The sequence below is a fragment of the Microcoleus sp. Aus8_D2 genome (genome assembly GCF_036702665.1).
Taxonomy (GTDB): Bacteria; Cyanobacteriota; Cyanobacteriia; order Cyanobacteriales; family Microcoleaceae; genus Microcoleus.
Genome location: NZ_JAUBUN010000004.1, coordinates 232,859 through 244,235, shown reverse-complemented (window position 1 = coordinate 244,235; position 11,377 = coordinate 232,859). Strand labels below are relative to the sequence as shown.

General features: G+C 41.2%; 11 protein-coding genes. 6 read left to right on the top strand and 5 right to left on the bottom strand.

Annotation, left to right across the window (positions count from 1 at the left end; all coding sequences use genetic code 11):
* Positions 1-122: 122 nt before the first annotated feature.
* Positions 123-911, bottom strand: coding sequence for an SDR family NAD(P)-dependent oxidoreductase (locus tag QUB64_RS05170; RefSeq protein ID WP_333270542.1), 789 nt, complete (start codon positions 909-911; stop codon positions 123-125).
* 97 nt (positions 912-1,008) lie between these two features.
* On the opposite strand from QUB64_RS05170, the gene QUB64_RS05165 reads away from it, so the two are divergent.
* Complete coding sequence (locus QUB64_RS05165; RefSeq protein WP_333270540.1) at positions 1,009-2,349, top strand: hypothetical protein; 1,341 nt, start codon at positions 1,009-1,011, stop codon at positions 2,347-2,349.
* Here QUB64_RS05165 and QUB64_RS05160 read toward each other — a convergent pair.
* A complete protein-coding gene (locus QUB64_RS05160; protein ID WP_333270537.1) occupies positions 2,346-3,743 on the bottom strand; it encodes an NB-ARC domain-containing protein in 1,398 nt (465 codons plus the stop codon). The genes QUB64_RS05165 and QUB64_RS05160 overlap by 4 nt on opposite strands.
* Before the next feature lie 253 nt (positions 3,744-3,996).
* Here QUB64_RS05160 and QUB64_RS05155 point away from each other — a divergent pair, with 253 nt between their 5' ends.
* The 5 genes from QUB64_RS05155 (at position 3,997) to QUB64_RS05135 (ending at position 8,569) form a co-directional block, all read left to right on the top strand.
* Positions 3,997-4,578: a TIGR00730 family Rossman fold protein gene (locus tag QUB64_RS05155; protein ID WP_333270534.1), complete on the top strand. Its 582-nt coding sequence runs from the start codon at positions 3,997-3,999 to the stop codon at positions 4,576-4,578.
* 92 nt (positions 4,579-4,670) lie between these two features.
* Positions 4,671-6,185 (top strand): carbamoyltransferase C-terminal domain-containing protein, encoded by a 1,515-nt coding sequence (locus tag QUB64_RS05150; protein WP_333270532.1) that lies wholly within the window; start codon positions 4,671-4,673, stop codon positions 6,183-6,185.
* Positions 6,163-6,978: a hypothetical protein gene (locus QUB64_RS05145; RefSeq protein ID WP_333270530.1), complete on the top strand. Its 816-nt coding sequence runs from the start codon at positions 6,163-6,165 to the stop codon at positions 6,976-6,978. Before QUB64_RS05150 ends, QUB64_RS05145 begins: the two co-directional genes overlap by 23 nt.
* Before the next feature lie 24 nt (positions 6,979-7,002).
* Positions 7,003-7,347, top strand: coding sequence for a hypothetical protein (locus QUB64_RS05140; protein ID WP_333270528.1), 345 nt, complete (start codon positions 7,003-7,005; stop codon positions 7,345-7,347).
* 25 nt (positions 7,348-7,372) lie between these two features.
* A complete protein-coding gene (locus QUB64_RS05135) occupies positions 7,373-8,569 on the top strand; it encodes a glycosyltransferase family 4 protein (RefSeq protein WP_333270525.1) in 1,197 nt (398 codons plus the stop codon).
* Between the two features lie 298 nt (positions 8,570-8,867).
* Here the strand turns inward: QUB64_RS05135 and QUB64_RS05130 are convergent, their stop codons facing one another.
* The 3 genes from QUB64_RS05130 to cobQ all read right to left on the bottom strand — a co-directional run bounded on the left by QUB64_RS05130 (position 8,868) and on the right by cobQ (position 11,175).
* Positions 8,868-9,002 (bottom strand): hypothetical protein, encoded by a 135-nt coding sequence (locus QUB64_RS05130; protein ID WP_333270522.1) that lies wholly within the window; start codon positions 9,000-9,002, stop codon positions 8,868-8,870.
* A 172-nt stretch (positions 9,003-9,174) separates the two neighbouring features.
* Positions 9,175-9,411: a 2Fe-2S iron-sulfur cluster-binding protein gene (locus tag QUB64_RS05125; RefSeq protein WP_333270520.1), complete on the bottom strand. Its 237-nt coding sequence runs from the start codon at positions 9,409-9,411 to the stop codon at positions 9,175-9,177.
* Between the two features lie 297 nt (positions 9,412-9,708).
* On the bottom strand, positions 9,709-11,175 hold the full coding sequence (cobQ, locus tag QUB64_RS05120; protein WP_333270518.1) for a cobyric acid synthase CobQ: 1,467 nt from the start codon (positions 11,173-11,175) through the stop codon (positions 9,709-9,711).
* Positions 11,176-11,377: the final 202 nt, after the last annotated feature.

The window sequence follows — 11,377 nt, the reverse complement described above, 5'->3', positions numbered from 1 at the left end:
AATTATTTCGGAAAAACCCGGTTTCTGGTCATCTCGTTGAGTTCAAAGAAACCGGGTTTTTTAGGAGATTTAGGGCGCTCGCGAATTATTTCGAGAAAAACCCGGTTTCTGGCCACCTTCAGTTATCCTGCTTTACCCATAAACAGCTTTGCTACCAAGTTTACCAAAAGTTCTCGCGGCATCAATCGAGGCATATTTACGATTATTTGATTGAGGAATCCGCCAGTCACGACGTTAGACTCTTTTTTGTCTAAAGCTTTGAGTGCATCTCGGACAACTTCATCAGCGGAAACGAGTTTTTGTCCGCTGCTGGATGCCAAACCTACGGGGAATTCGGCTGCTTTGAAAAAGTCCGATTCTGTCGGGCCTGGACAAACTGCTAAAACGCGAATTCCTAAATCTTTGTTTTCCGCCCAAAGTGCTTCGCTGAAACTCAACACAAAAGCTTTACTTGCTGCGTAAATTGATAAATACGGCATCGGCTGAAAAGCTGCGATACTCCCAACATTGATGATACTTCCCGATTTTCTCTGCCGCATTCCCGATAAAAATAAGTGCGAGAGTTCTACTAATGCTACAATATTTAGTTGCACCATTTCTACTTGTTTGGCCAGCGGGCGATCGACAAAAGCACCGTAATCGCCAAAACCCGCATTGTTTACCAACAAATCAACCGTCCAACCTTTTTTACTAATCGCCTCAAATACAGCAGTTGTGGCTCCTGGCGCGGTCAAATCTTGAACGATAATTTCGACCAAAATATTGAATTCCTGTTCCAGTTGAGCAGCTAGCTGCTGCAATTTGGCTTCGGAACGAGCTACCAAGATTAAATTGTGCTGGCGTTGGGCTAATTCGACGGCAAAGGCTGCACCTATTCCGCCAGAAGCACCGGTGATTAAAGCAGTTGGCATGAACTTAAATTCGGATTATTGAGCTAGACTTTATATATTTTAACAATTATCTCGGCGAACAACCTGTAGAATAATTAAAAGGGAATAGGTGAGTTTTATGGCACGTCTTACCGATCGAGCTTTTGACATTTTGCAGGCGGAAGTTGACAAGTGCGCGGCTGATGATGCTCTAGCGGGTGCAGTGTACCGGCGGATGGTGATGAAGCGGTTGGAGAAATTGCGATCGCAAGACGGCACTTTCGCATCAAGAGAAGAAATCCGCGATACCTTCAAAGACGAATTTCCCAACTTCAGCGAACCAGCTCTCAAAGCTGCCGTCAAAGCCAACCGCGCGCCCGGATTGTTTGATAAAATCATCTTTGCGGGCTGTTTGCTGGGCGGTGCAGCGGGGATAATTTGGGTGATTAACCTACCTTTTCCGATGATTCGCTGGCCCGTGGCGAAGACAATGCCGATATTATTGCTGCCGAGTTTTATCAGTATGGATTACAATTACCGACAGGCGATCGCCCTTGTGGAACAATCCGATCAACTGATCAACAAAGCCACTGCTGCGGCAGATTTTGAATATGGCGACACGAAAGTCAAACAAGCGCAAAAACACCTCGATGCTTTACCGGTGTGGTTCCTCGGCTACTATCCACAAACTTATTGCTCTTTTACGGGTTGCACTTGGCGGTTTACAGTCGATGAATTTCAAGCAGCCCGCAAAAATATCGGGCGGATGGATGCTCAGATTTTCCAGCAAAAAAATGCTTTTACTGAGTTAAATCAAGTCGAACAAATTCTCAACGCGGCGAAACAGCAGTACCAGCAAGCAAAAACTGCCGCCGACAGGCAAAAAGCGACGGGAAATTGGCAAAGTGCGATCGACCAACTCAACCAAATTCCCGCCGAAACCCTCGCCGGAGAAACGGCTAAGCAAAAGCTCAAAGCAGCAGAAAGAGACTTTCAAGCAATGGGAGGCGTCGCCACCGGTTCCCTGCACGCCGACAACTTAATTGAAGCAGCAAAAGAATTTGCTCTTTCCGCCGCAGTCGCCTCCCAAAAACCGCCGCATCCAGCCGCACAGTGGGAGCAAATAGCAGGATTGTGGCAAGAAGGAATTAATCGACTGAAAATGGTTCCTGTCGATAACCCGGGCTATCTCGATGCTCAAACCAAACTCGCTGAATATCAGAAAAATTTAGGAATTACCCAGATTAGACACGAAGCAGAAAAGGATTCTGAAAAAGCTTTGCAAGAAGCTAAAAGCTTGTTAGCAAACTTGCAAAATAATGTGAATTCTCCCAGTCAAAATCCTGGTTACGCCCTCAGCCAATTGCAACAAATTATCAATCAATTAGAATCGGTCAAACCGGGGACAACTGTTTATCCAGAAGCGCAAAAATGGCTGCAATCTGCTCGAAAAAAACAGCAAGAATGGCAAAAAAATTAAAGATTGGTAGTCGATATTAACTCAACCGTGACATTGTTTTTGACATATTCTTTAATGACAGGTTGAAGGGTGAAGCGAGATGCTCCATTGTGCATATTTTTTTCAATTAAACCGCGTTTTCTCAAAGACTGTATGGCTCTCAAAAAATCAAAGTCTGATGAAAACTCTGTTGGTTTACTGGAAATGTCTGCTGCCGTCTCTTGGTTAGCTAACCAAAGCATTACTAATTTCTCCGACTCCGATAACTGTCGATAATGGGCGTGTAATATCGGTTCTAAGTCTCCCAAAAATAGGGTTGGATAAGATAAAAAATGAGCGACGCTACCGTTAAATAAATCTTGAATAGTAGAAGCAATTATATTTAACCATGAAGGGTTGCCGCTGTAAAGTTCAATTAGTTCTAACCATTTATCTTCATCGGTTAATCCTCTGGCCCTCAATAGTTCTTCTGCCGACTCTCCTAAACCACGAAGTTGTAAAGTGTGGCAGTGGCATTTTTCTGCTTCTAAGGTAGCAATTTCTATGGGTTGTTCCCAACTCAGGATTAGCAAGCAACTGTTGTGGGGAGAACGCACTATTTCTTTTATAAGTTTACCATAATTTTCGTATTCTGCGAGGTAAGTGCCGACTAATTCCTCACTGGTAAATGTTTCTTGGAAATCGTCGAGGATAATTAGACACCGATGCGATCGCAAGTAGTCAACGATTGATGGGTGTTTCGTTTCTTGCCCTTGGGATAGAAATTCAATTAAATTTATTTTTAAGGAGTTGAGGGTGGGGAATTTACTATGACTGCGCCAAATGATGCGATCGAAATTGTCTTTGATTTGTTCGACCAGTTGTGCTGCGAGGGCAGTTTTGCCGATCCCCGATAATCCGAAAACCGTGACAATGCGGCTATTTTCTATGAGTATCCATTGTTTGAGAGTAGTTAGTTCGTTGGTGCGGTTAAAGAATATTTCGTATTCCGGCACTTCGGTTATATCGTGGTGTTTTTCGGGTTCATTGTTGTCTGGGTTGCCGGGGGAAGGTGATCGGTTTTTTGCAGTTTCGCGAGAGGGCCAACTTTCTCCACAGACAGTGATGCTACTTCCCCAAAATTTACTCTGTACAAAATTACCAACATTGGAATTAGAAATATTATACCGTTCCATTGTAGCGCGGAAGTTTGATTTATTAACTTCTTCGTCTAATTCTTCTGATATCAGTTGCCATAAATTGCCCGCAACTCTCTTGACATTCGCTTCGCTACAGCGATAGCGATCGGCAATTGCCTTGTATTTTTGACTATCCCAAACCCCTGCTAACACAGCTTGTTGCAGACTATTTAAGTGTGTTCCCGTTTTGAGGAACATTAACTCATCAGCCCATTTCAGGACTTCTTGGACATCCATTGGCGATACAGATATTTGTTTTCGGCAATTTTACTACCTTTTTCACCCTTTTGCAACTTTTTGCTACTAAACTCAACTTTATTTTACCAATAGCTGCTAAAAAGGGTCTGTCAAACTCTGTACCAAGTTAGACCTTTTATTACTTTACAACTTCCTGAAAATGTTTATTATGGGAAACAGGAATAAAAATTTAGGTAACTTGTAGCCAAGCGAAGGAAATTTGTAGTCTAACAGGAAGCGATCGCTTTAACTAATGAAAAGTATTTGTGTCTATTGTGGCTCAAACTTTGGTACCCGTGATAGTTACCTGGAGGCTGCACAAAGTCTATGTCTTGAAATAGCCAAACGTGAAATATCCCTTGTTTATGGTGGAGGCAACACAGGGTTAATGGGTGCCGTAGCTGATTTTACACTTGCTGCTGGTGGAAAAGTAATTGGAGTAATTCCGCAAGCATTGGTAGATAAGGAGGCTGCACATACTGGATTAAGCGATCTTCGGGTTGTGGGATCAATGCACGAGCGTAAATCACTAATGGCCGATCTGTCTGATGCCTTTATTGCTTTGCCAGGAGGATTAGGAACATTAGAGGAATTTTGTGAAGTTGCAACCTGGACTCAACTTGGATTTCATAGAAAAGCCTGTGGACTCTTAAATATTGAAGGTTTTTATGACAGGCTACTTTCTTTTTTGGATTACGCAACAGAAGAGAAGTTTATTCGTCCTCAACACAGAACAATTTTCATTTCCGAAGACAATCCAGTGAAATTAATTAACAGATTAGATGAATTTGAGCTACCTACACTTCCTAAATGGATTGAGCGAGAGCAGTTGTAAAGCAGTCCTGGCAGAAATTCAATTTCATCAAATTAACTTGAATTGAAAAATCGTACATACTACCGCCAACATTAAGCAAAAAAATCCCACCTATGTATTACATTTCATTAGCAGAGAACGCCCATGACTCTTGTATCACTGTTGCCAACGATCAAAGAGTAATTTTGCATTTAGAAGTAGAACGTTTTTTTAACTCTAAACGCTACAGGTTTAATAAAAGCTCTACATTATTTTCGCTGATTGCCTTTCTGATTCATGAATTTGAGATGGGTGAGGACATTCAATTTATTGTTAGCAGGCATAATGGAGAAAAGTTATACCATGAAGTCATTGAGTACATTTATAGAAATTTCCCTCAAAAACAGATAGCGGAAGTACAACATCTGGATTGTCATGCGTCTTTTTGCTACCTCACTAATTTTGACGATGCCTTAGTCTTAGCAATGGATGGTGGTGGAGATCACCGAATCCCATTACATAAAGCTAACTGTCTCGTTTATCATTATCAAAACAAAAAACTAAACTCGATCGGCTCTCCATTCAATCAAGGCTTTGATGGGTTTGATGGTAAGCTGTGGGCCATCGTTGCTTATAAACTATTTAATGATGTCAATGCTGCTGGAAAAGTTATGGGTTTAGCGGCTTATGGTGAGTTTAGCGAGAAATATCAAGAAGTCTTTTTAAGTAATAAATTTGCCCACTTAGGATGGGTATTTGATAAAGAATCTTTAGATAGACTTTGTACTTATTTGGATGTTAAAACTCCAGATGATGCGGCTTCTCTAGCATTCACTTTACAAAAAATGTACACGGAAAATCTGATTAGCACTATCCGAAACTACAGGCATTACTCAGATAACCTTGTTCTAACAGGAGGATGTGCCTTAAACGTAATTACGAATACTGAGCTAGGTGAATCGTTAGGTTACAAAAATGTTTATGTTCCGTCCTGTCCCGGTGATGAGGGGCAGTCATTAGGTGCCTTATTATACTACTTTGGAACTCAAAATAAAGCAATACCTACCACAAATCTTCCTTATTTGGGGCGGGGTATTGAAAACTGTTATATTTCTGATTCCGTCTCTAAAAAATTAACTGAATTAATGCTGAATGGTAACGTAGTTGCTTGGCACATGGGGCGTTCTGAAACTGGTCCGAGAGCGCTAGGACACAGAAGCTTATTAGCAATTCCAACTACAATGGAAATTAAAACAATTGTTAGTGAAAAAATCAAAAAAAGGGAATGGTTTCGACCAGTTGCCCCTGTCGTGTTAGAAGAATATGCCTCTGAGTGGTTTGATTTTCAATATAATTCTCCCTATATGTCATTTACGGCAAAAGCTAAACCTAAGACAAAAGAACTTGCTCCTGCAATAGTTCACGCAGACGGCACGAGTCGTATTCAAACTTTATCTCAAGCTAACAATCCTGAATTATATGAATTGATTTCTAGAATCTATGAAATCAATGGAATTCCTATACTTATGAATACCTCATTAAATAGTGCGGGGTTTCCAATTTGCGATACAGAAGAACACAGTCAAAGCTTTTTCGTTTCTACGGATGTTGACATATTGAATCTCAATGGCAAGATTTACATCAAATAATTTAAAATTTTCTCTGACTATAAACTCAATGAAAAAAATACTAATCTATGCTGCCCCCTTTTCTTACGGGCCAACAGGCAAAGCATTGTCTTTAGCAAGCCATTTAAAGAATTATTACGATATTGACTTTGCTGGCTATGATACAAGCTGGGAACTAATAGCCTTAGATAGCATGAGTGTATCAAAAAAAAGTCAGCCTCTACTACTAGATAGTTTAGATGATAAAACACTTTTAAACTATTCTCTAATCATCAGTTGTAGTGATTTAAGTCTAGCATTGAGAGCAAAAAGCCTAGACATCAAATCAGTTATGTTTGACTCGGTTTTTTGGTGGCGTTCTCCGAAGGTAGAAGATATTTCTTCAATAGATGCTTATATAGTCCAAGATTTTTTAGGAGTCGATCGGGCAATTGAGGCACTTGGAAACAAGCCTTCCAATCTTCATAAAGTAGGGGCAGTATTTAGAAAGAACATCAGTCAAATTGAAAAAGCGTCCGGTCGTACTAAGAGAATACTTATAAACTATGGTGGAATTGAATCACCATATATTCAGGTTCCGAGAAATTCAAAGTACCCTTTCATTATGACAGACATACTATCACCCTTATTCACAACTAAATCTGATTTTGAATTTGTTGTAACTGGGAAACATCATGTAATGAAGGCATTGGCTGATGAATATCAGAATCATTGTAATGTTCGATTTGAAACACTAGAGCATAATGCTTTTTTGTCTTGTATCGGGAGGAGTGACTTAGTAATCACAACACCAGGCATCGAAACTTTTTACTAAACTGTTTATTTGGGTAAATCGTCTGTGCTACTCCTGCCACATAATTCTACCCAGTATTTACAACTTCTGGCTTTGATAGATGCAGGTATTGAAAGTCCTGTATGTCACTCTAATTATTATGGAGAAGGTTGTAGATATAAAAGACATTTTAATGAATCAGAGGAAGTACAAGCTGTTATTGAAAATTTTAACGATCTTTATTCTTCTCCCCAGTCTTTAAGCGATTATCGAGAGAATTTGGCTCGACTGATTGAAAGTAGATTGATAGAACCAGATATTTATGAAATCAACAAACAGCAATATTTAACAAAGATTGGAACAAATGGTAGTCAATCAATTGTGGAAATTATTGGTGGGTTGATTAACTAGGGTTTAAGTTAAATGAGGAAATTGTATGAAGCTTTTATTTACAATGCATATGCCTTATCTGCCTGCATTAGGTGGAGCCAATAAGACTATCCGTTATTTAGCTGAAGCATTGGCGTTACGAAAGCACTCAGTAGTGGTTATTGTACCTGCTTTCGGATCTCCTCCGGGCGGAGTTACCGAACAGCAATTTTTCGCTGAGCAAGAAAAGTTTGGTATCCGTTCAACTCTCAATCAAGGAGCGTATGTATTTCACCTAAATGATGTTGAAGTTCATGCTGTAGCAGATGCAGCACGAGTTAGCATATATTTAACAAGTCAGATTGATAAAATTCAGCCTGAGTACATAATAGTTGCCGCTGAGGATATTACACAGGTCTTGCTTAAAGCATCTCTAAGTGTTCGTAAATGTCCTGTAATTTGCATAGCACAGACACCATCCTTATTACCATTTGGTTCCCACTCTTTCTATCCCGATCCCCAAAAAACATCTATCTTGAAACAAGTAGACGCATTTGTTGTTAACAGTCAATTTCTTTCTAATTACGTTCATCAGTGGATAGATATTAAAGCAATTCCTATCTACTTACCTGCGTATGGTAAACCACCATTTCCTAACTTCGTAAATTTTGAATCGGGTTTTATTACTTTAGTTAATCCCTGCCAATTTAAAGGAATTTCAATATTTATAAAACTCGCAGAAAAATTGCCTAATTTTGAATTTGCAGCAGTTCCGACATGGGGGACGACTTATCAATATCGAGTATTACTAGAAAGGATTTCAAACATTTCTCTGCTAGAGCCATCTTCAGATTTAGACCAAATTTTATCTCAAACTCGTATTTTATTAGTTCCATCACTCTGGTTGGAAAATATTCCACTGGTTATTATTGAAGCCATGCTTCGAGGAATACCTGTTATTTCTAGTAATGTAGGAGGAATCGAAGAGGTTAATCTAGGAACTGGTTTTATGGTGGCCGTGAAGCCAATTGAACGAGTAACACATAGTTTTAACCAAAATAAAACAATTATTCCGCTTGTCCCAGACCAAGAAATTCAACCTTGGTATGACGCTGTTCTTCAACTTCTGTCAAATCGAGAGCTATACTACCAGCAGTCTAACTTAGTTAGAAGTGCCTCGTATCAATTCGTTTCTCAAATTAAAATAGAGTCTTTTGAAGATTTTCTTAGGTCAAATTTTGGTCAATTGACGATTTGGGACTAGGGCGGGTCAGGAAATTTTAAGTATCTTAAGTAATAGAAATTACCAGCCGCTAGTCCCAAATTAGGAGAACACCGATTGTGCCAGTTGAGGGTGCGGAATGTGGGTTTGAATCCAAACTATGAGACGGGGGCGATCGCTCGCTAGCATCTCCCTATCGCACCCCGCCAAGGATTGAATAATATTGAATAATAACGATGCAGCCGAAAATGATATCCGGTGCGTGACGATTGAGGGTTTTAATGCTCCGATGGGATTTATTCGCCCTCACGCACTCTAGATTAAAATTACTTAAAGCGTATCAGTCGCACACCTCGATCGCAATACCGCCAAATTTCGCTTCATTCGCCCAGCACTTGATACCTTCAATATAGCAAATGTGGCTGGGATATTCTTCTTTAGTATCCGCTACGATCGCCTGAAAGCCTCCACCCATTGAGACATTGAAAAACTCCAGTTGTCGCCCTCGATTGTCACAGGCTTTGCTACAGCAAGTTGAACATACTAGACGGGGATATCGATCCCAATACGGGGATGGGATGGAACAGATGGGGCATGGGTGAAGTTGTCGATCGCTCATAGGAAGATGCAATTAAAAAATATATCAATTACCAAGTAGGGTCAACATACAGATTAATTGTAACTTGCTTTTTCCCGGAAGGGATGCCGGAAATACAAGCACAAATCGCATCCCCGCCGTCAATTTCTACTTCGCAAGCGTGACAAGAACCCATCAGACAACCAGTAGGAATAGAAACCCCTGCACGTTTGGCTACATCTAGCAAAAGCTCTCCCGCTTCAGCTTCCACTGTCACATTATCAGGTAAAAAAACAATTTTTGTCATTTAATTTTAACTCCTGTTCTAACTAATAATTGATCCAATTCTGTTGATTGAGCATTTCGGCTGGGCCGGGGCGGGTTTACCTGTATTGTTGGCTGGTATTATAGATGTTGGTGAACCCGCCCCTACGGAATTTTGTCGTCTATTTAACCGGATTCGATCTGACGATTAACCTCAAATATGCTTGATATTTAATGGGGCCGGGGCGGGTTTACCTGTATTGTTGGCTGGCGTTACAGATGTTGGTGAACCCGCCCCTACGGAATTTTGTCGTCTATTTAACCGGATTTGATGTCATGATTAACCTAAGATATGCTTGATATCTAAATGCTTTTCCACTGTATCGGCTAGAGTTTCTAACAGAGCTTCTCGATGTTCTCGGTAATTCGGAATACCTGTGGGCAATGCGCGGAGTCCCCGCTGCTGGCGCAAATGATTTAACCAAGCTCGCCGCCAAGCTCCGTTGTCAAAGATGCCGTGCAGGTACGTGCCCCAAATTGATTGAGAAGTGTTGACCATTCCTAAACTCGGATCGTCAAATAGCGGTTGAGTCAAATCCGACTCTAGCATTTGCGTTCTTCCTTGATGAATTTCGTAACCTGAAACTGGTAAACCCGGTTGAGGATAGTTAGATGTTACGATCCGCTGGGAGGCAATTTTGTTCGGTGCGATCACAGTTTTCACAGGCAGCAATCCCAACCCTTTAAACTCTCCCTTTTCTCCCTCAAGGCCTTCTCTATCGGTGATACTTTCTCCTAGCATCTGAAAGCCGCCGCAAACTCCCATGACTGTACCGCCAGCTACTAAGTAATTTTTAATGGCTTCTGCCATACCTGTTTGGCGCAGCACCTGCAAATCTGAAATTGTAGTTTTAGAGCCTGGTAAAATCACGGCATCTGGATGGCCTAAATAATCTTTTGGGCTGACATATTTGACTGTGACGGTGGTTTCCGACTCCAGGGGGTCAAAGTCGGTAAAATTGGAAATTCTGGGCAACCGGATGACCGAAATATTCAGGTCGGTTTGAGCATTAGGAGAACGCCGATCGAGTAAATCGAGCGAATCTTCCGAAGGAAACACTTCGTCTATCCAAGGAATTACCCCAACTACCGGGATTCGGGTCCTTTCTTCCAGCCAAGTCAGCCCCGGATCTAAGATCGATTTTTGTCCTCGGAACTTATTAATAATGAATCCTTTAATTAAAGCGCGTTCGTCGGGATCGAGCAATTCCAGAGTGCCGATAATGTGAGCAAAAGCGCCACCGCGATCGATATCAACTACTAGCACAGTCCGAGCATTCAAATGTTTTGCCACCCGCATATTTGTTAAATCGCGGTGTTTGAGATTAATCTCAGCAGGGCTGCCGGCTCCCTCGCACACGATCATGTCAAATTCTTGACCGAGAAATTCTAAAGATTCCCGAATAACTTGCCAGCCGAAATCGAAATACTGCTCGTAATATTGAGATGCTCGCACATTTGCGATCGCCCGGCCCTTGACAATCAATTGAGAAGTCATATCTCCTTGCGGCTTGAGCAAAATCGGATTCATTTCTACCCAAGGTGGGATGCCCGCGGCCCAAGCTTGAACTGCTTGAGCGTAGCCAATCTCTCCGCCGGCGGCTGTGACATAGGAATTCAGTGCCATATTCTGACCTTTAAACGGAGTTACCCGCCAGCCGCGCCGAGAAAAGATGCGACACAATGCTGCAACCAGTAAAGATTTTCCTGCGTGAGATGTTGTTCCCACGACCATAATTGCTTTCATAAGATTAAGGGAGAATGTAAAAACAATTGACAGTTGACAGTTGACAGTTGACCTGTGACAGAAGCAACAAGGAACTAGGAAAAATTTAAAAGGAATAAGGAACAAGGAAAAATTTAAAATTTAGGATTTATAGCTTACAAAAATTGACCAAAGAAATGGTTTTTTTATTGGCTCTGGGGGTGACAACGAATTGGTTTTGAGG

Bases quoted from the DNA above. Each gene is read 5' to 3' on its own strand.
- QUB64_RS05145 (WP_333270530.1), top strand. From the start codon at position 6,163: ATGGCAAGATTTACATCAAATAATTTAAAATTTTCTCTGACTATAAAC.
- QUB64_RS05170 (WP_333270542.1), bottom strand. From the start codon at position 911: ATGCCAACTGCTTTAATCACCGGTGCTTCTGGCGGAATAGGTGCAGCC.
- cobQ (WP_333270518.1), bottom strand. From the start codon at position 11,175: ATGAAAGCAATTATGGTCGTGGGAACAACATCTCACGCAGGAAAATCT.
- QUB64_RS05130 (WP_333270522.1), bottom strand. From the start codon at position 9,002: ATGGGTGGAGGCTTTCAGGCGATCGTAGCGGATACTAAAGAAGAATAT.
- QUB64_RS05135 (WP_333270525.1), top strand. From the start codon at position 7,373: ATGAAGCTTTTATTTACAATGCATATGCCTTATCTGCCTGCATTAGGT.
- QUB64_RS05160 (WP_333270537.1), bottom strand. From the start codon at position 3,743: ATGGATGTCCAAGAAGTCCTGAAATGGGCTGATGAGTTAATGTTCCTC.
- QUB64_RS05150 (WP_333270532.1), top strand. From the start codon at position 4,671: ATGTATTACATTTCATTAGCAGAGAACGCCCATGACTCTTGTATCACT.
- QUB64_RS05165 (WP_333270540.1), top strand. From the start codon at position 1,009: ATGGCACGTCTTACCGATCGAGCTTTTGACATTTTGCAGGCGGAAGTT.
- QUB64_RS05125 (WP_333270520.1), bottom strand. From the start codon at position 9,411: ATGACAAAAATTGTTTTTTTACCTGATAATGTGACAGTGGAAGCTGAA.
- QUB64_RS05155 (WP_333270534.1), top strand. From the start codon at position 3,997: ATGAAAAGTATTTGTGTCTATTGTGGCTCAAACTTTGGTACCCGTGAT.